This window comes from Streptomyces sp. SID10853 (assembly GCF_010548145.1).
Lineage (GTDB): Bacteria > Actinomycetota > Actinomycetes > Streptomycetales > Streptomycetaceae > Streptomyces.
This window is the reverse complement of record NZ_JAAGLN010000016.1, coordinates 33,963-53,736: the sequence shown is the minus strand read 5'-3', so window position 1 is coordinate 53,736 and position 19,774 is coordinate 33,963. Positions and strand designations below refer to the sequence as shown.

At 70.7% G+C, this 19,774-nt stretch carries 13 protein-coding genes; 7 read left to right on the top strand and 6 right to left on the bottom strand.

Annotation, left to right across the window (positions count from 1 at the left end):
- On the top strand, positions 1-973 hold a 973-nt coding region (locus tag G3I19_RS05990; protein WP_239073995.1), incomplete at its 5' end, for a hypothetical protein.
- On the opposite strand, the gene G3I19_RS05985 is transcribed toward G3I19_RS05990, so the two are convergent.
- Positions 946-2,487: a hypothetical protein gene (locus G3I19_RS05985; RefSeq protein WP_239073994.1), complete on the bottom strand. Its 1,542-nt coding sequence runs from the start codon at positions 2,485-2,487 to the stop codon at positions 946-948. The genes G3I19_RS05990 and G3I19_RS05985 overlap by 28 nt on opposite strands.
- Positions 2,488-2,659: 172 nt before the next feature.
- Here G3I19_RS05985 and G3I19_RS05980 point away from each other — a divergent pair, with 172 nt between their 5' ends.
- The 3 genes from G3I19_RS05980 (at position 2,660) to G3I19_RS05970 (ending at position 5,429) form a co-directional block, all read left to right on the top strand.
- Positions 2,660-3,196, top strand: coding sequence for a WcaF family extracellular polysaccharide biosynthesis acetyltransferase (locus tag G3I19_RS05980; protein WP_164260227.1), 537 nt, complete (start codon positions 2,660-2,662; stop codon positions 3,194-3,196).
- Positions 3,193-4,362: a glycosyltransferase gene (locus G3I19_RS05975; protein WP_164260225.1), complete on the top strand. Its 1,170-nt coding sequence runs from the start codon at positions 3,193-3,195 to the stop codon at positions 4,360-4,362. Before G3I19_RS05980 ends, G3I19_RS05975 begins: the two co-directional genes overlap by 4 nt.
- A gap of 185 nt (positions 4,363-4,547) precedes the next feature.
- A complete protein-coding gene (locus G3I19_RS05970) occupies positions 4,548-5,429 on the top strand; it encodes an SDR family oxidoreductase (RefSeq protein WP_164260223.1) in 882 nt (293 codons plus the stop codon).
- 75 nt (positions 5,430-5,504) lie between these two features.
- On the opposite strand, the gene G3I19_RS05965 is transcribed toward G3I19_RS05970, so the two are convergent.
- From G3I19_RS05965 to gmd, 3 genes are all read right to left on the bottom strand, one after another.
- Positions 5,505-6,176 carry a hypothetical protein gene (locus G3I19_RS05965; RefSeq protein WP_164260221.1) on the bottom strand — a complete coding sequence of 224 codons (672 nt, stop codon included), beginning with the start codon at positions 6,174-6,176 and terminating at the stop codon, positions 5,505-5,507.
- 84 nt (positions 6,177-6,260) lie between these two features.
- The gene (locus G3I19_RS05960; RefSeq protein WP_164260219.1) at positions 6,261-8,981 is read right to left on the bottom strand and encodes a DNRLRE domain-containing protein; all 2,721 of its coding nucleotides are present in this window, start codon (positions 8,979-8,981) and stop codon (positions 6,261-6,263) included.
- Positions 8,982-9,013: 32 nt separating this feature from the next.
- A complete protein-coding gene (gmd, locus tag G3I19_RS05955) occupies positions 9,014-10,027 on the bottom strand; it encodes a GDP-mannose 4,6-dehydratase (RefSeq protein WP_164260216.1) in 1,014 nt (337 codons plus the stop codon).
- A 125-nt stretch (positions 10,028-10,152) separates the two neighbouring features.
- Here gmd and G3I19_RS05950 point away from each other — a divergent pair, with 125 nt between their 5' ends.
- Positions 10,153-11,091 (top strand): GDP-L-fucose synthase, encoded by a 939-nt coding sequence (locus G3I19_RS05950; RefSeq protein ID WP_164260214.1) that lies wholly within the window; start codon positions 10,153-10,155, stop codon positions 11,089-11,091.
- A 97-nt stretch (positions 11,092-11,188) separates the two neighbouring features.
- Here G3I19_RS05950 and G3I19_RS05945 read toward each other — a convergent pair whose 3' ends face one another.
- A complete protein-coding gene (locus G3I19_RS05945; RefSeq protein ID WP_239073993.1) occupies positions 11,189-12,592 on the bottom strand; it encodes a sugar transferase in 1,404 nt (467 codons plus the stop codon).
- Between the two features lie 550 nt (positions 12,593-13,142).
- On the opposite strand from G3I19_RS05945, the gene G3I19_RS05940 reads away from it, so the two are divergent.
- Complete coding sequence (locus G3I19_RS05940; RefSeq protein WP_164260211.1) at positions 13,143-14,750, top strand: endo-1,3-alpha-glucanase family glycosylhydrolase; 1,608 nt, start codon at positions 13,143-13,145, stop codon at positions 14,748-14,750.
- A 97-nt stretch (positions 14,751-14,847) separates the two neighbouring features.
- On the opposite strand, the gene G3I19_RS05935 is transcribed toward G3I19_RS05940, so the two are convergent.
- The gene (locus G3I19_RS05935) at positions 14,848-16,569 is read right to left on the bottom strand and encodes a coagulation factor 5/8 type domain-containing protein (RefSeq protein ID WP_203599226.1); all 1,722 of its coding nucleotides are present in this window, start codon (positions 16,567-16,569) and stop codon (positions 14,848-14,850) included.
- Positions 16,570-16,988: 419 nt separating this feature from the next.
- Between G3I19_RS05935 and G3I19_RS05930 the strand changes: the two genes are divergently transcribed.
- Positions 16,989-19,658 carry a TIM-barrel domain-containing protein gene (locus G3I19_RS05930; RefSeq protein ID WP_239073992.1) on the top strand — a complete coding sequence of 890 codons (2,670 nt, stop codon included), beginning with the start codon at positions 16,989-16,991 and terminating at the stop codon, positions 19,656-19,658.
- Positions 19,659-19,774 lie beyond the last annotated feature (116 nt).

Here is a 19,774-nt window from a genome sequence, read left to right as displayed (position 1 = left end):
CGCACTGCTCGCGGCGGGGGGCGCGGCCGTCGGCGGCCGCCTCGGACACACCTTCATCGCGCTCGGGCTCGTCCTGCCCTTCGTCCTGCTCCAGGACGGTCTGCGCTACTCGTTCTCCGCGCTGCAGCAACCGCACCGCGCCCTCGCCGCCGATGTGCTGCGGCTGCTCTGTGTGGTGCCCGCGCTGCTGCTCCAGCCCCACCACGCCGCTCCCGCCCGGCTGGTGACGGTGTGGGGGCTGTCCGCCGTCCCCGCGCTGCTGGCCGGGCTGCTGCTGTTGCGGCCGCTGGTGCGCGGGGCCACCACCCAGGTACGGCGCTATCTGCGCCGCGGCCACCTCGGGATGCGCTTCGTCGTCGAGTTCGCCGTCGGCAACGCCTCCAGCCAGCTGGCGGTCCTCGGCCTGGGGCTGTTCGCCAGCCCGCTGGCGGTCGGCGCGCTGCGCGGGGCCACCACCCTCTTCGGCCCGCTCAACGTGCTGTTCAACTCGGTCAACGCCTTCGGCCCGCCGGTACTCGGCAGGCTGGGCGGCCGCCGCGCCACCACGCGGGCCGCCGCCGTCCTGGGCTGCGTACTGGCCGGGGTGGGCTTCGGCTGGGCCGCGGTCCTGTACGCGCTGCCCGACCGCATGGGGCGCCAACTCCTGGGCGCCACCTGGCAGTCGGCGTCCGCACTGCTGCCCGCCACCGGCAGCCAGTACGCGGTGATGGCACTGGGGACCTGCGCGCTGGTCACCCTCCGGGTGCTCAGCCCGCGCGCCACCCTCTCGCTCCAGGTGGTCTTCTCCCTGGTGTCCGTGGCGCTGATGCTCGGCGGCTATCCGCTCGGCGGCGCCACCGGCGCGGCCTGGGGGCTCGCGGCTGGTTCCGCGCTCAAGGCGCTCGCCGCCTGGACGCGTGTCGCCCGGCTGGGACCGGCCGCCGAGCCGGTCACCGGCGGGGACGCTCAGCGCAGCGCCGCACCCCTGTCCTGACGGTAGGTGGTGACCATCGCGACACAGATCACCGCGATGGCCACCCGGCCCGACGCCTGGAGCAGCGGACCGCGCAGCAGGATGAAGGAGTATCCGGCGACGAGCGGCACCACGAGCGAGATCAGGCTCCCCGGCGGCGTGCGCCGGACCGCCCGCCTGGCGTACCGCCGGTCCACCCGGGCGGCCGCGTACCCCATCGCGAGCAGTCCCAGCGTCATCCCGGCGGGGCCGAAGTCGATCCACAGCTCCGCCCACACCGGTGAGGAGAGGTTGGTGTTGACCGCGTCCATCCACTCACCGACCATCACTCCGGTGTCGTGCGGTTTGCCGTGCCACACCGAGCGCGGCACGGCGAACAGGATGGACCCGGCCAGCTGCTTCCCGTACAGGTGGCCGACCCCGGACCGTTCGAAGGTGATGGTGTTGGCGAACATCCCGATCTGGTCGTAGTCCTTGAGCGCCAGCGGTTCGAGCACCGAAGTGGTCTCCACCGGGTGGTAGTTCTGCTCGTCGTAGCGGAAGCGGTCGGCGAACGGGAAGATCACCAGCGCCACCACCACCCCCAGGCTCAGCGCCGAGCGGTACATCGCCGCGCTGACCGGGAACAGCGTGAACAGCAGCGCGAGCAGGACGGTCAGGAACCAGTAACGCGGGTTGGATATTGGGTTGTTGACCACCGTGTTCAGCGCGGCCAGCGCGATCCAGACCGCGATCACCGCGGGGGACCTGCGGGCCCGCCGGGAGGTGACGAGCCAGCGGGTGTACGCGAGCAGCGCGAACAGCGCGGGAACGGTGCCGAAGCCGCGCAGCAGGGCCTGGCCCGCCTGCGAGTCGGCCTGCGAGATACCGGCCTCCTCGATCCCGGCGATGATCTCCTGGCGGCTGCTGAAGAAGACGGCGGGCCCGCCCAGCTTGACGATGAGCGCACCGCTGCACACGAAGGCCACCACGACCAGCAGATACAGCCGCCTGCGGTGCACCAGCGCGGGACGCGTCTCACCACGGCCCCTGCCGCCCGGCCGGTGCCGGGCGAGCAGCGCCCCCACATCGAAGGCCGCGCACCCGATCAGGACGAGCGCCACCGCCTCCGTCACATCGGAGCGCGGCCCGACCACCGGAGTGGGGACCTTGCCGAGCACCGCCTGGGCCAGCGGCGCCACCCCCATCGCCATATAGACGAAGAGCCAGAACGTCCCCTGGAGCAGCTTGCGACGGCTGGTCAGCACCATCCCGGACAGCCGGGCCCCCGCGTACACGGTCAGGGTGAGCTGGAGCCAGTACGCGGCGTCGTGCACCCCGTCACCGGGCTGTACGGCGACGAGCAGCGGCAGTACGAGCGAGAGACCCAGCGCGAGCGGCACCGACAGGGCCCGGGAGAGCAGCGTGCGCGGGGACACGGGGGGCGCGAAGCGGAAGGGGCTCGCGGTGGCCCCCGCCGCGCCGGGGAGCGCACCGGGCCCGGCGGCCGGCGCCGGGGACTCCGGCCGGACGCCCTCGCTGGTGTCCGTCGCCATGGCTAGGCCCCCGCCCCCTGGTTGAACGCCCGTGGCCGAACGCCCCGTTATACGTCCGGCGCACTTCTCCTGTGGTTCCCCGGCCGCAGTCTACCGACGCCACGCCCCCGCCACCCGGCAAGCACTAGGCTGACCGCCAGGCGTCTGGGGAGGCGCCAGTGGGGGTGAAGTGATGCGGAATCTACCGGCGTTCACGCTGGCCGGATACGACAAGGGCCGGGGCAGACTGACCCAGGCGCTCTGGTTCGCCGTGCTGAACACCGTCTTCATGGCGTGGTTCTGTCCGGCCCGGCTGCGGGTCGCGCTGCTGCGGGCCTTCGGCGCGACGATCGGCGAAGGGGTGCTGATACGCCACCGGGTGCGGGTCCTGTGGCCGTGGAAGCTCACGGTGGGCGACCACACCTGGATCGGCGAGGGCGCCTGGCTCCTCAATCTGGAGCCGGTCACCCTGGGGGCGCATGTCTGCGTCTCGCAGGAGGCGCTGCTCTGCACCGGCAGCCATGACCACCGGGCCGCGGACTTCCGCTACCGCAACGCCCCGATCGTGGTGCGGGACGGCGCCTGGATCGCCACCCGCGCCACGGTACTCGCGGGCGTCACCATCGGCGCGCAGTCCGTCGTCGCGGCGGGCACGGTCGTCCACCGGGACCTCCCCGACCTGACGCTGCACACGGCCGCCGGCCGCCGGCCGGTGGAGGAGCCGGTATGAGGGTCCTGCACGCCGTCACCCTGCACAGCCCGACCCACGCCTTCGGCGGTCCGGTCAGGGTCGCGCTCAACCTCTCGCAGGGGCTGCGGGCGCGCGGCCACGAGGCGCGGCTGCTCGCCCTCGGCGACGGCTTCGGCGCTTCGGGAGAGCGGCTGCCCACCGAGGTGGAGGGTGTGCCCGCCCGGCTCTTCCAGGCCCGCAGACTGCTGCCGCTCGGCTTCAGCGGCATCACATCGCCCGCGCTGCTCGCGGCCGCCGGGCGCGTGGTGCGCGACGCCGACCTCGTCCATGTGCACCTCGCCCGCGACCTGGTGACCCTGCCCGTCGCCCTGGCGGCGCTGCGCGCGGGCAAGCCGCTCGTGCTCCAGACGCACGGCATGGTCGACCCGAGCGACCGGCTCCTGGCGAAGGTGCTCGACACCCTTGCGGTCCGCAGAGTGCTCCGCCGGGCCTCGGCCGTGCTGTATCTGACCGGCCATGAGCGCAGGGGCCTCGAAGCGGTGGCGGCCGGGAAGCGGGGCCCGCTCGCCGGCCCCGGCAGCCAGACCGGTTCCGGCGAGCCCGGCGGCCCTCTCCGGCTGGTCCGCCTCGTGAACGGCGTACCGGCCCAGGAGGTGCGGCCCACCCCGTCAGGACCCCCGCGCATCCTGTACGCGGCCCGGCTCCAGGCCAGGAAGCGCCCGCGGGACTTCGTCACCGCGGTGCCGGAGATCCTGCGCCACCACCCGGAGGCCGAGTTCGTCGTCGCGGGACCCGACGAGGGCGAACTCGCCTCCGTACAGGCGCTCATCAGCCGTCTCGGCCTCGGCGAGCGCGTGCACTGCCCGGGGCCGCTCTCCGCCGGTGAGATGCTCGCCGAGCTCCGGCACGCCCATGTGTATGTGCTGCCGTCGGTGGACGAGCCGTTCCCGATGTCGGTCCTGGAAGCCCTCGCGGCCGGGACACCCGCCGTGGTCACGCGCTCCAACGGCCTCGCCGGTGACATCGCGGACGCCGGTGCGGGCCGGGTGGTCGACGGCGCGCCGGAGCTGGCCGGGGCCGTGCTGGAGCTGCTCGACCCCGCCACGGCCGGAGCGGCCTCCACCGCGGCCCGGAAGCTGGCGGCGGAGTCCTTCTCGATGGACGCCGTGCTCGACACCCTCCTCGGGGTGTACGAGAAGTGCTGACGGCCTGACGCCGATGAGGCACGCACGGGAGCGGGCGTTCAGCACGTCGTGACACGTATCGCCCTCAGGATCGCGGTTGCCATCCGGGCATGACCATGACCCCAGGACAGGTGATGGGACACCTGTCCCGTCACCGTGTATCGTCAGTGATGGGACAACGGTCCCATCACTTTTCGGGAGGGCTCATGGACGTCTTCATCACCGGCGGTACCGGCACTATCGGCTCCGCCGTCGTCGCCGAGCTGCTCGGCAACGGTCACACCGTTCTCGCACTGGCTCGTTCGGACCAGTCGGCGCAGGTCCTGGTGAGCGCCGGCGCCAGGGTGCTGCGAGGAGACCTGGCGGACGTCGACGTCCTGCGGTCCGGCGCTGCGCAGTGCGACGGCGTGATCAGTCTGGCGTTCGGACGCGACTACAGCAGTCCGGATGCGCTCGCGCAGGCCATCGCCGAGGAGAGCGCCGCTCTCACCGCGTTGGGGCAGGAACTCATCGGCAGCGACCGGCCGATCGTCGCGGTCTCGGGTACGCCCTGGGTGCCGGGACGCGCTTCGACCGAAGCCGATCCGCTGCCGCTCGACGGACCGGTGGGCGGCCGGGGCCGTTCGGTGACGGCGCTGCTGGAGCTCGGCTCGCACGGTGTGCGCAGCATGGCTGTCCGCATGCCGCGCACGGTCCACAACGAGGGCAAGGGAGGGTTCGCCGGCCTGCTGGCCGATCAGGCGCGCCGTACCGGGGTGGCCGGCTACCCCGGCGACGGCACCCAGCGCTGGCCGGCCGTGCACGCGCTCGACGCCGCGGTCCTGTTCCGGCTGGTCCTTGAATCGGCACCGGCCGGTACGGCCTGGCACGCCGTCGGCGACGAGGGCGACGCGGTACGTGACATCGCGACAGTCATCGGCCGGCGGCTGGACCTGCCGGTCAAGGAGGTTCCGCAGGAGACCTTCGGCCCGTTCGGCCCGATCTTCGCCATGGACCAGCCGGCGTCCAGCACCCACACCCGCGACGCACTCGGATGGCAGCCGACGCACCCCGGCCTCCTGGATGACCTGGAGAACATTCGGCCCTGACGGGCTCCGGCTGAACACGGCCCGGGCGCCGCGCGCCCCAGCGGAGTACGTGCTGGGGAGGTGGCCGGACGGGGTCTACGCGGGCACCCAGGCGTAGCAGCCCGACGAGGTGAACTCGGCGGCGCCCGCCGGGACCCTGGCCCTGACCGTCCCCTTGGCTCCGGTGCCCGGCCCGGACGCGAGCAGCTTGCCGCCGCTGTCCGTGACCCGCCAGGTGCAGTCGGCGGCAGCGGTCAGCGCCCGGTAGGTGCCGGCCCGCGGATTCTTCCGGGTGCCGTCGGGGAAGCCCGCGTCCGCGGCGTCGAGCACCGGCTTCTGGTCCGGGCAGAGCAGGGTGATGGCGGACTTCGCGTCGGGGATGTCGCCCGCGATGACCGCACCCACCGCCGCGTCCTTGTCGTGCGCGGCGGTCCTGGCCACCCGCTGGCAGCTCTCCTGTCCGGTCTGCAGCACGGCGGACGGATCCATGTCCTGCGGCACCCGGCCGCTCAGATACTTCTTGTCCTTCTTGCTGAACGAACCGGTGACGGGCGTGAGCCGGGAGTCCGGCAGCACCGGCTCCTTGGCGGAAGGGGACGGCGAAGGCCCCGTCGCGGTCTGCGGGTCCTGGACGCGCGGGGCCGGGGAGTGCAGGCCGCCGGCCGTGTCCTTCCCGTCGTGGGAACCGGACGAGCCGCAGGCGGATACGGAGACGAGAGCGGCGAGCGCGGCTGCAGCGGCGGCCGCACGGCGGTGGAGTGGACGCATGGGAGGACTCCTGTGGGACGGGCGGTGCGGGGCCCGGCCGACCGGGCCCCGCACACGGTCATGGTGGTGGTGTCAGCGGGCGGTTCACGGTGCGCCGAAGGTCAGCACGAGCTGCGGAGTGCCCTCGGCCGCCGCGGCCTCGTGGGACCACAGCCAGAGCGCGTCCGTTCCGGTACTGGTCAGGGCCAGGCTGTAGGTACTGCCCAGCGCCGGGGTGAGTGCGGTCGTGTCGAGCGGGGCCGAATAGACGGTGGAGCCGTCCGTGGCGCCGCTCAGGGTACCGAGTGTGCCGGGACCCGGCGTGGGCCGGTTGTTGTACGTCAGTCCCGACTCCGTCCAGTCCCCGGCGACCGGCACGACCGACTGGCTGTCCGTCGAACCCGCCCCGGTCTCGGTCGAGGTCTTCACCGACAGCCTGGCGCTCTTCAGCACCGTGCCGGCCGGGGCCTTCGGCAGGGTGAAGCGCAGACAGGACGCGTACGCGGATGTGCCGCGCACGGCGAGCGAGCTGGATGTGCCGTAATTCGCGTTCGGCGCACCCGCGTTGACGTAGGTGTCCTCGGACGCCCGGACCGTGGAGACGGTGTCCGCCGGGGCGCTCGCCAGCTTGTGGTGGTTGGCCACCTGCGCCGCCGTGAGCACCGAGGGGTAGATGGCCGTCTCGTCGATCTGGCCCGCGAAGAAGTTGCTCGTGGGCTGCTGCGGCCAGCCGCTGAGCTGGTCACCGCCGACCCGCCAGTAACCGGAGTACGCCTGGTTGCCCGTCACCTTGGACGATGCCTTCAGTGCGCCGTCGACATAGAGCGAGATACCGGACGCGCCCTGGGTGGCGACCACCTGGTGCCAGGCGCCGTCGTTGTAGGTGCCCGGCGTGGAGACGGTCCTGGCCCCGCCCGTGTACACGCCGAAGACCAGATTGCCGTTGTCGGTCAGGTAGATGTTCTTGTCGTAGTTGCTGCTGGTCTTCGTGGTGTTGTTGCCGAACCCGACGAGCTTGCCGCCCCGGTCGGTGGTGGTTCTGAACCAGGTCTCGATGGAGTAGTCACCGTCCACGGTCGTCCTGCGGTCGCTGTAGACGACCTGGTCGGTGCCGTCGAAACCCATCGCCGTACTGGGGCCGTTGACCGCCGCGGGCGTCTGCCGGAGCGACGGCCCGTTGAGCTGGATGCCGCTGCTGTCCGACGGGGAGGAGTCGCTGGTGAACGGGGCGCTCGTCTCGTCGTAACGCCAGTACTGCGTCGCGCCGTCCTTCAGCACGGCCGCCGGGTACGCCTCGGCCGACGAGGGGACCGTGACCGTGGCGGTGGGGGAGAGCCCGCTGGTGTTGCCGGCCGCGTCCGATGCCGTGACCCGGTAGGTGTAGGTCCGGCCCGCGGTCACCGAGGTGTCCCGGAACGACAGCTGGGGCCGCGACCACGGCAGGGATTCGCCGTCCACGGTGTACACCGGGGCCGACGAGCCGTTGCGGTAGACCTTGTACGTCAACGTGCTGTCGTCCAGGTCGGTGCTGGAGCGCCAGCGGACCTGCACCTCACCCGGTTTGATACTGACCGCACTGGCCTGCGGCACTCCCGGCACCCCGGTGTCGGGGCTCGACGCGAAGCGGGTCAGCCCCTGGGCGGGCGCGGCGTTGACCGTGGTGAACTCGCCGCCGACCCACAGGTACGTGTCGGAGCCGGTGTCCGAGACCGCCAGTGCGCGCGGGCCGATGCCCTCACCCAGGCCGTCGTTGGTGTTCGGGAACCAGCCCAGCTTGCCCACACTGGTGGTCGGCTGGGCCAGCAGATGGTTGCGCGCCCCGTCGGGGAACTCGCCCACACTGGAGCAGTCGTGCGCGTGCGACGCGCTGTACAGGACGTTCTCGTACGACAGCACGGCCTGCGTGGCGCCCAGACAGGTGTCCCGCCAGCGCTGCCCGAGATCGCTGAGGTTCAGCGCGATCCGTCCGTCGAAGACACCGCCGCCCGTGCCCTCGTTGCCGGTGTAGAAGCCGGTGGCGTCGGTCCCGATGGTCTTGACGACCGAGTTGGTCTCGATGAAGCCGGGATAGGTCTTCACGTTGTGGCCCGACGTGGCGTCGACCACGGCGAGCGCGTGCGAATCGGCGCCGTTGACGGTGAAGAAGTCACCGCCGAGCAGCACGTCGTGTCCGTCGGGCGTGACCGCCACGGCCCGCCCCGGCAGATCGGCGTCCGCCCGGAACGGGCGCAGCGCCCCGGTGGAGCTGTCCACCGCCGCGAACCGCTTACGGGTCTCGCCCGCCACACTCCCGAAGTCGCCGCCCGCGTACACCGTGTCGCCGGTGACGGCCAGCGCCCGCACCGTCGCGGGGAAGCCCGGGTGGAAGTCCGGCTTCGGAGTGCAGGTGGCGATGTCGATCGCGGCCAGGCTGCTGGCCGGTACGCCGTTGACGGCGCCGAAGTACCCGCCCGCGTACAGGGTCTTCTTGTCGGGCGATACCGCCAGCGCGCGTACGGTCGCGGTGCCGCTTCCCACGGTGAAGGACAGCTTGCAGGACGTGGGCGCCCCGGTGGCGGCGTTCATCGCCACGAAGTCGACGGCGTCCTGCGGTGTCCCGCTCGCCCCGTCCGGCGGCCTGACCTGTGAGAACGTTCCGCCGACGAAGACGGTCCCCTGCGCCTCGGCCAGTGCCCAGACGATGCCGTTGGTCTGCCAGGTCGGCAGGTCGTCGGCGGTGAACGCCACCGGCGGGGTGACGGCGGTGGCCGGCGCCGCCGCTGTCACCCCCAGAGCCGCTGTGACGGCCAGGACAAGGGCGGCCGAGAGCCCTCTGGATCTACGCATGTCCATACCCCCCAGGCATGAAGTCGTGCACGTCAGCGGTCGATGCGGACGTTCGCACCGGCCAGTTGGTCCGCCACCTGACGCATATCGGCGTCCACCATGATCCGGGCCAGCTCCTCGACGAGCACCTCCGGTTTCCAGCCGAGCAGCCGGTGCGCCCTGGCCGGATCGCCGATCAGCGCGTCCACCTCGCTGGGGCGCTCGTACTTCGGGTCGTAACGGACGTACTTGTTCCAGTCGAGACCGGCGTGCGCGAACGCCGTCTCCACGAACTCCCGCACGGTGGCGGCCACTCCGGTCGCCACCACGAAGTCGGTCGGTTCGTGGTGCTGGAGCATCCGCCACATCGCGTCCACGTACTCGGGGGCGTACCCCCAGTCGCGTACGGCGTCCAGGTTGCCCAGATAGAGCCGGTCCTGCAGCCCCGCCTTGATCCGGGCCACGGCGCGGGTCACCTTCCGGGTCACGAAGGTCTCGCCGCGGCGTGGCGACTCGTGGTTGAAGAGGATGCCGTTCACCGCGTACATGCCGTACGCCTCGCGGTAGTTGACCGTGGTCCAGTACCCGAAGACCTTCGCTGCGCCGTACGGGCTGCGCGGATGGAAGGGTGTGCCCTCGTGCTGCGGGGGCGGGGTGGCGCCGAACATCTCGGAGGACGACGCCTGGTAGTACCGGGTCTCGATACCGCTCGCCCGGATGGCCTCCAGGAGCCGCAGCGCACCGAGGCCCGTCACGTCGCCCGTGTACAGGGGGGCGTCGAAGGAGACCCGGACATGGGACTGGGCGCCGAGGTTGTAGACCTCGTCCGGTCTGAGGTCACGCAGGAGATTGACCAGCGCCACCCCGTCCGCGAGGTCCGCGTGGTGCAGTACGAAGGACCGCTCGGGCTGCTGGGGGCCCTGGTAGATGTGGTCCACGCGCTCGGTGTTGAAGCTGGACGAGCGCCGGAGCAGCCCATGGACCGTGTACCCCTTGGAGAGCAGCAGCTCCGCCAGATAGGAACCGTCCTGACCGGTGACCCCGGTGATCAGCGCGGACTTGCTCATATGGGATGTCCCTCTCTGGCGGACCGGTCCGGGACCGGCCCGGACGCCGCGGATATGGTGTGGTTCACGGAATAAGTCAGGATTCTGGGCGCAGTGGCGTGCTTCGTCCTGGCATGATCCGGCTCATGACTGAATCGCTGTTCCTGCCGGCCGGCGCCCGTATATTCGTCGCCGGCCACCGCGGCCTCGTCGGATCGGCCGTGGCCCGCCGGCTCACCGCCGACGGATACCAGGTCCTCACCCGCCCCCGTACCGAGCTGGATCTGCGCGACGCCGCGAGCACCGCGCGCTATCTCCACGACACCCGCCCCGACGCGGTCGTCCTGGCCGCGGCCAAGGTCGGCGGCATCATGGCGAACAGCACCCACCCGGTCCAGTTCATCGAGGAGAACCTGCGGATCCAGCTGAGCGTGATCGCCGGTGCGCACGCGGCGGGCGTCGGCAGGCTGCTCTTCCTCGGCTCGTCCTGCATCTACCCCAAGCTCGCCCCGCAGCCCATCAGCGAGGACGCCCTGCTGACCGGGGCGCTGGAGCCCACCAACCAGGCATACGCCCTGGCCAAGATCGCCGGGATCGTACAGATCCAGTCCTACCGGCAGCAGTACGGCGCGGCCTACATCTCCGCCATGCCGACCAACCTCTACGGGCCGGGCGACAACTTCGACCTGGAGACGTCGCACGTGCTGCCCGCGCTGATCCGCCGCTTCCACGAGGCCCGCGCGGCCGGCCGGGACGAGGTGGTGCTCTGGGGCTCCGGCGCACCGCGCCGCGAGTTCCTCCATGTCGACGACCTCGCCGCCGCCTGCGCGCTGCTGCTCCGCTCGTACGACGGCGCCGACCCGGTCAACGTCGGCTGCGGCACCGATCTGACGATCCGTGAACTGGCCGCCACCGTCGCCGAGGTGACCGGTTTCGAGGGGCGGATCGGCTGGGACACGTCGAAGCCGGACGGCACCCCGCGCAAGCTGCTCGACATCAGCCGGCTGCGCGCGCTCGGCTGGGCACCGGGCATCGCGCTGCGTGACGGGATCGCCGGCACATACGCCGCGTGGCAGCGCGGCTGACGGCGGGCACACCAGGGTCCGGGGCCGGGTCCGGACCCGGACCCGAGTGGGCGGCGGCCGGTGCGCCGCGGTCCGGTTCGGCACGGACGGCGGCCGGTCAGTACGCACCGCGGCCGTCGACCACGGCGCGGAGCGTACGGGCCATCACATCGACGTCGCTGGTGAACGACCAGTTGTCGACGTACTGGAGATCGAGCTGGACGGTCTCGTCCCAGGAGAGGTCGGAGCGGCCGCTGACCTGCCAGAGCCCGGTCATCCCGGGTCGCACGGCCAGCCGCCTGGCCTCCGTCTCGTTGTAGAGCGCGGCCTCCTCGGGCAGCGGCGGCCGTGGACCGACCAGGGACATGACACCCAGTAACACATTGATGAGCTGGGGGAGTTCGTCGAGCGAGGTGCGGCGCAGCAACCGTCCTGCCCGGGTGACCCGGGGGTCGCGCCGCATCTTGAACATCGGCCCGTCGGTCTCGTTCGCCGATGCCAGCTCGGCCTTGCGGGCATCCGCGTCCAGCCGCATCGTGCGGAACTTCCACATGACGAACGGGGTGCCGCCCTGCCCGATCCGCCGCTGCCGGTAGAAGACGGGGCCCGCCGAACTCACCCCGACCACCAGGGCTATCACCACGAAGAGCGGCGAGAGCAGCAGCAGTCCCAGCCCGGCGCCCACCCGGTCCACGACGGACTTCAGCACCGGCTGGGCGCCACGCCGCACCGGCGGCACGATCCGCAGCAGCGCCATCCCGGCCGCCGACGAGGGCTCCATCCGCTTGACGGAGATCTCCACCAGCCCTGGGGCCAGGGCCAGTTCGACCCCGGCATCGTGCAGTGCCCAGGACAGCCGCCGTAACCTCTCGCCCGCCATGCCCGCACCGGGCGCGACCAGCACGACATCGGCGGCCAGCTGGCGGGCGGCGCCCAGCAGCGGCACGGTGTCGTCGGCGGTGACCGCCGGGGCGTGCGGCGCAAGCCGGCCCGCCAGCCGTGAGCCGCCGTCCACCGGACCGGCGCCGACCGCCACGATGCCGACCACGACGTACGGATGGTCGGTGCGGCCGGCCAGATGACCGGCCACATCGCCCGCCGCGGTCGGCTCGCCGACCACCAGCACCCGGGTGACGACCTGGGCCTTGTGGCGCGCCGCCGTGAGATGGCGGTAGGTGGCCCGCCGGCAGACCAGCGCCGCCAGCAGGGCGGGGAGGAGCACCAACAGGCAGAGCAGCGGCGGGTGGTGGAGCTCGGCCGCGCTGCGGATCACTGCCAGCACGCCCAGTAGGATCAGCCAGTCGTGCAGGACGGGCAGGGCGCCCCTGGACTCACCCAGGGCGCGCTTGGTGTAGCGGTGCCTGAACGCCTGCACCCCGAGCCAGGTGACCGCGGTGACGGCGGCCGAGCGGAGCGCGTACGGCTGTCCCTGGGCGCGGAGGGCCAGAGTCACCGGCAGTGCTGTCGCCGCGGTGTCGGCGAGCAGCGCTGTCGGTAAGTACCACGGTGCTTTCAGGCGCATCCCGTGCGGGATCGCGCCTGATGACGTGCTGATGTCGGACGCACTTGTCTCAGGCGTTCGGACATGCCACATGTACCCCCCCGGCACGTGTTGACTGGTTCGTCCTGTTCGTCGATTCCCCGATCGACGAACTGGAGTCGCAACAGGGACAGTACGACAAACTCCAGGTAGCACAATGCCGTTTACGTAAACGTTGCGACCGATTGGCCCCGCATCGATCGGGAGACGATGTGGCGAAGTGGTGGTGACCTCGTGCAATTCCGCCTCGGGGGCTTCCGGGAGCGCCGCTGCCCGTATCCGGGTTCACCCGGCGGCCACGCGTGCGAACGACAGGGCGCCGGGGCGGGCATCTTCCGCGGTACGTGATGCGGAGGGGCGGCCTCGGCGGGCTGCGCCGCTGGTCACGCCGGACAAGCACCGGACGGCCGTGGGCGCGGGGCGGCGGCGTACGGCTCCGTCCGGCCCGGGCCCCTGTTGTCCCGAAGCCGCATTTCGGTTCTACTACTGCCCAACCCCCGTACTGCGGGCGGCTTTCCGGGAAGGAACGACGATGGCCCAAGCGCCGGTACGACCGTGGGCGCACCACCGCCGCAGAGTCACCGGGCGGCGCGTCCTGCTGCCGGGGGCCTTCGGTATCGGTCTGCTGCTGATCTGTCTGCTGGCCGGCAGCGGAATGGCCTGGTCGCCCTTCGGGACGGACGGCGGCCCCGCGGGCGGGACACCCGCGGCCGCACCCTCCGCGCAGGACCCGGCGGACCGCGCCGGAGCCCTCACCCCTCGGCCGCAGCGCGTCACCGGCAAGGAACTGCCCTTCGACCTGCCCGCACCGGCGACGCTGCGCGGCGGCCACCACCTGGTGTTCGCGCACTACTTCACGCCGTATCCGCTGTCCCTGGACAACAAGCCGGCCGCGCAGGACTACTACACACGCAACTACCTCACCGCGCGCGGCGAGCACGGCAAACACGCCCTGTACGGCGGGCTGTTGCGGGACCGGCCGCTGCCCGTCGCGCCCCGGAGCGGCGACTGGCAGCTCGCCAACCTCCAGCAGGAGGTCCGTACGGCCAGGGCCGCGGGCATCGACGGGTTCAGCGTCGACATCCTCGCGCTGACCGGACCGAACTGGGAACGGGTCAACCTCCTGCTCAGGGCGGCCGCTTCGGCCGCGCCCGGCTTCCGGATCATGCTGATGCCGGACATGACGTCACTGCACACCGACCCCGCGACGCTCGCCGACGCCCTGGCGGGGCTGGCGGCCTCACCGGCCGCCCACCGGCTCGGCGACGGGCGGCTGGTGATCTCGCCCTTCAAGGCGGAGGCGCACGATCCGGGCTGGTGGTCGCAGCTGACGACGCGGCTGCGCACCCACCACGGCATCCGGACGGCCCTGGTCCCGCTGTTCCTGGACTTCACCGCGAACGCCGACCGGTTCGCGCCCATCAGCTACGGCTTCTCGGAGTGGGGGAACCGCAGCTACACCGCACAGGCGGGCGCCGCCGCCGATGTGTCCCGGGCGCACCGGCTGGGCAAGACGTGGATGCAGCCGGTCTCGGTGCAGGACGCCCGGCCCAACCAGGGGGTGTACGACGAGGCGGGCAACACGGCGACGCTGCGGGAGGGCTGGGGCCACGCGATCGACGACGGCGCCGACTGGGTCCAGCTGACCACCTGGAACGACTACTCGGAGGGCAGCCAGTTCGCGCCGTCGCTGCACAACGGATACGTCTACCTCGATCTGTCCTCGTACTACCTGACCCGCTTCAAGACGGGGCAGTGGCCGAGGATCGTGCGTGACACGGTCTATCTGACCTCGCGGGTGCAGTTCGCCGGGGCCCGGCCCGTCCCCGGCGGGCAGCGGAAGCTGATGAGCCCGCGCGCCGGGACGGCTGCCCCACGTGACGCGGTGGAGGCGCTGACCTTCCTGACCGCGCCCGCCGACCTGGACACCGTGGTCGGGACCGACCGCAGGAGCCACCCGGTGCCGGCCGGGGTCAGGGCCACTCTGGTGCCGCTGCACACCGGATGGAGCGCGGCGACCGTCCGCAGGGACGGCCGGACGGTGGCGGAGGTGACCTCGCGCCACCCGGTACGGAGCCAGGTCCGGGTCCAGGACCTCCAGTACTACGCGGCGAGCAGCGGCCGCCCCGACATGCCCTGAGCGGGCGGCCGCTCCTCGTCTCGGTCTCACTGTCCGAATCTCACCTGCGGGATCTCACTGGCCGGAACTCACGGGGCCGGATCTCGCGCGGCTGACCTCACGGGTACGAGACGACCGTGGAGGGCACGGTCGATGTTCCCGATGTGGCGGAGCCGGTGTTGTTGATGACGTGGTTGTACTGGCCCTTCCCGCCGAGCGACACGACCAGCAGATCGTGGAACTTCACCCCCGCCTTGTCGGGCGCGGCGAATCCGTGGTCCTGCTGGATGGTCGGATCCGCGGTGAAGTTGCAGTAGCTGCCGAGACCCCAGCCCTCATGGGTGTTCACCGAGTCGGCGACCTTGTAAGCGGCGTACCCCTTGGTGTCACCGTCCTGGACCGCGGCCTGGTCGGGGGCGTCGTACGCCTTCTCGTTCTGGAAGAAGATCGTCTTGCCGTTCTCGCCGTTCCACTGGACGTCGTACTTGTTGAAGTGCTCGACGAACAGCCCGGTGGCCAGCACGTTGTCGCCGTTGACGGTGAGCCCGTAGTCGGCTCTGTTGGTGTCCCAGCCGACGCCGTCACCGTGGTCGGCACGCCAGAGCCAGGTGTGGTCGACGATGGTGTCGTTGCTGTTGATCTCCATGCTGGTGGTGGCCTTGCCGGGCCCCGCGCCGCCGATCCGGACGAAGACGTCCTGCACGGTGGTCGGATTGGCCGAGTGGTCGGCGGACGAGCCCTCCGGGCCGACCTGGAGCAGCGTGTCCGAGTTGGTGGTGCCCGCGTCGATCAGCAGGCCGGCCAGCTTGACGCCGTCCACGTCGGCGACCTTCATCGCCGTCACCCCGTTGTCGGGGACCAGCGTCGCGTATCCGAGACCCAGCACCACCGTGTTGGCCCGCTTCACGTCGATGGTCTGGTCGAGGTGGTAGATCCCGGGCGTGAAGAGGAGGTTGAGCCCCTGGTCCAGCGCCTGGTTGATGGTCGCAGCGGTCGCGCCCGGCTTGACCACGTAGAACTGGTCCAGCGGAATCGACTCACCCTTCGGCGCGCCGTTTCCCCAGGTGGTGCCGCTGGCGTTGGTGCGCTTGTCCGGTGTGAACACCTTGTAGTCGTTGCCGTCCAGGTACAGGAACGGCTTCTCCCGGGAGACCGGGGTGGTGTCCAGGGTGGTGTACGTGGGGTCGGGGAAGCCCTGTGCGGGTGCGCCCTGCACGCCCGAGAACACCATGTTCCAGACGCCGTTGGCCCAGCCGCCGACCGAGCTGTCCCGGGTGTACCACTGCTGCTGCGAGTACGGGCTGACCGTCCCGTCGATCTTGCTGTCGGCGATATAGCCGCCGCTGGCCCAGCCGTAACCGTCGGGGGCGAGGTTGAGCCCGCCCTTGACGTGCATCCGGCGGAACGGGGCTGCCTGGGCGACGGCCCAGCGGTCGGTCCCGTTGGCCGGGGTGAGGGCCAGGTTCTCCGCCGAGCGCCAGAAGTTCTGGGTGGCGTTCCCGTTGAACCAGCCCGCGTCCACGGTGACATCGCCGTTGATGTTGGTGTCGTCGGGTGAAAGGCCGAGACCGGCGATCGAGGTGTAGAAGCCGAGCTGGGCGTTGATGTTGCTGTAGGTGCCCGGCTTGAAGAAGAAGGCGTCCCTGCCGGTGCCGAACTGTGCCGACTCCTGTTGCTTGAACACCGAGTCGAGCTGGCCCTGGATGTCGGGCGTGGACGGGTCGAAGACGTGCACGTTCGGTCCGAGGTCGCCGCCGCCCGGCAGATCGGCGGCGTGCGACTTCGACGGGGCGACGACGAGGAGGGCGGCGGCGAGTGCGGCCGCCGCCACCACCGACATCCTTCTCCTGCGTGCCGTGGGGGGAACAAGCATGGGGAAATCTCCCGCAGTTGGTGGCTCAACGGTGAGCCTTCAAGAAGTGAAGAGCGAAAGTGTCTGGGAGCGCTCTCTGATGGGTTGGATCGTTCCTCCGGGCGTGCGCCACGTCAAGAGTTGTGCAAAAAGTGGGGGAGATGGCCGGTGTTTCTCCAACTCTGTTGAATAAGGGGCTATTTGAGCGAGCCGGGCGGTGTTCCGCGGCGCCGTCGGCGAGGGTGACGGCAGGCCGGGGGCAGCCCTGCGCGAGGGGGGTGGATCGCGCCGAAACGTTGACATGTACTGACCCCAAGGTGAATTGTGATGCTCGAATTTCCAGTGTTCCAAGCATGTCTGCGCAGGCATTGCACATTTTGCTGTTCGGTACGAACGGAGAACACTCCTTGCGAATCCTCAGAACCCGCCCCCGGCAGGGCGCGGCCGCCGCGGTGTCGGCACTGGTACTCGCCCTCACCACCTTGACCGTCCCGGCGTCGCAGGCACACGCGGCCGCCGCCCCGTCGGGGACCCTCGACAGCGGGACGAAGAGCGTCACCTGGCAGAGCCCCGTCTACGCCAAGGGCACCGTCGACGGGCCCGACAAATGCGGTACGGCGGCCGACGACCCGGACCAGGCCAAGTGCGCCCGGTTCGATCTGACCGTGAACCCGCCGGCGGGCCAGTGGGACGACAACCCCGAAGGCGGTGTCCCGGTCTCCATCCAGTGGCAGACCCCCACCGACGACTTCGACATGTACATCTACGACAAGGACAACAAGGAGGTCGCGTCGAGCGCCGGGACCGCCGACCCCGAGGCGACGGTCATCCCCAAGGCGTCGGGCACCTACCACGTGGTGGTCGTCCCGTACACCGTCCACAACAACTCCTTCACCGGCAAGGCGTATCTGCCCGAGTCCACCGACGCGGGCAACCTCACCGGCTTCAGCGGCTCACACGGGACCTACGACTTCGCGGCCGGCGCTCTGAAGGCCCGCGCCTCGTTCTTCACCGACGAGACGATGCGGCTCCAGGCGTCCCCCGACGGCGACCTCTCCGGTCCCGCGGGCAGCCACATGATCCAGCAGCAGCCGAAGGCCGAGCCGCACACCTCGTCCTTCAACGCCGGTTCCTACTACGGGATCCGCTCCAAGGGCGTCGTGCTGCGCGTCTACAAGAAGCCGCTGAAGCTCGCCCTGTACAAGGCGGACAACCGTACGGTGATCTGGGCGGAGGCCGACCCGCTCCGCTGGACGTCCGGCGGTATGCGGCAGAGCCTGAAACGCGGGCCCAAGGAGCAGTTCTTCGGCGGAGGCGAGCAGAACGGCAGCTTCTCCCACCGCGACCAGGTCATGAACGTCGGCAACAACACCGACTGGGACGAGGGCGGTTACAACAACTCCCAGCCGTTCTACATCTCCACCGCCGGCTACGGCGTCTTCCGCAACACCATGACGGCCGGGGTGTACGACTTCGGCTCACCGGTCAGGACCGGACAGCAGGAACGCCGCCTGGACGCCTACTACTTCACCGGTGACACCAAGAAGGTCATCGGCGAGTACACCTCACTGGTCGGCAAGCCCTTCATGCCGCCGGTGTACGGTCTGGAGCCCGGCGACGCCGACTGCTATCTGCACAACGCCAACCGGGGCGAGCGCCACACCCTGGACTCCCTCAAGGTCGCGGACGGCTACGACCAGAACCAGATGCCGCTCGGCTGGATGCTGGTCAACGACGGCTACGGCTGCGGCTACGAGGACCTGCCGCAGACCGGTGCGGGGCTCAACAAGACCCACACCCAGCTCGGCCTCTGGACCCAGGACGGTCTGCCGAACCAGGCCGACGAGGCCAAGGCCGGCGTACGCGTCCGCAAGCTGGACGTCGCCTGGGTCGGCAACGGCTACGGCATGGCGCTCGACGCCTGCGACCAGGCCAAGGCCGGTATCGAGGACAACAGCGACGCCCGCGGCTTCGTCTGGCTGCCCGTCTCCTGGGCCGGTGCCCAGCGCTGCGGTGTGCTCTGGAGCGGTGACCAGAAGCTCTCCTGGGACTATCTGCGCTGGCAGATTCCCACCTACGCGGGCGCGACCCTGTCCGGGATCGCGTACAACACCGGCGACGTCGGCTCGATCTACAGCCACGACCCCAAGATGTACGCCCGCGACCTCCAGTGGAAGGCGTTCCTCCCGGCCATCATGACGATGGACGGCTGGGCCACCGACATCACCACCAAGAAGCCGCACGACCAGCAGCCCTGGCTGGACGGTGAGCCGTACACCTCCATCAACCGCAAGTACCTCCAGCTGAAGGAGCGGCTGCTGCCGTACATGTACACCCTGTCCAAGGACGCCACGAAGACCGGTGTCGGGGCGGTGCGCCCGCTGTCGCTGGAGTACCCGGACGACCCGGCGACGCTCGGGGCCGACGCCAAGTACGAGTTCATGTCCGGCTCGGACTTCCTGGTGGCGCCCGTCTACAGCGACACCGACGTCCGCAACGGCATCTACCTGCCGAAGGGCACCTGGACCGACTACTGGACGGGCAAGACCTACCACGGCCCGACCACGGTCAACGGCTACAAGGCGCCGCTCGACACCCTGCCGCTGTTCGTCAAGGGCGGCTCGATCGTGCCGATGTGGCCCAAGGGCACGACGTCCTGGGAGACCCGGAACAAGAGCGAACTCGACTACGACATCTACCCCAAGGGCACCACGGACTACACGCTGTACGAGGACGACGGTGTGACGCGGAAGTACGCGAAGGGCTCGTCGGCCACCCAGCACGTCCAGGTGAAGGCCCCCACCCACGGCAGGGGCGCCACCACCATCGAGGTCGGTGCCAGCAAGGGCAGTTACACGGGCAAGCCCGCATCCCGTTCGTACACCTTCTCGGTGCATGCCAAGAACGCGCCGTCCCGGGTGGGCATGGCGGGCGGCAAGCTCCAGCGGCTCGGCTCCGCGAAGGCGTTCGCCGCGGCGAAGTCCGGCTGGTACCGGGACCCGGCCACCGGAGTCACCCAGGTCAAGACGCCGTCCCTCTCCACGGGACACGGCTTCTCGGTCACACTGCGCGGGTAGCGGTACCCGAGCACGTGTGAGGCGGGTCAGGGGTCGTCGGGCACCGGCGGCCCCTGACCCGTGCCGGGACCGACGGCCTGTTGGCCTGGCCGACCTGTGGCATAGCATCCTCAGCT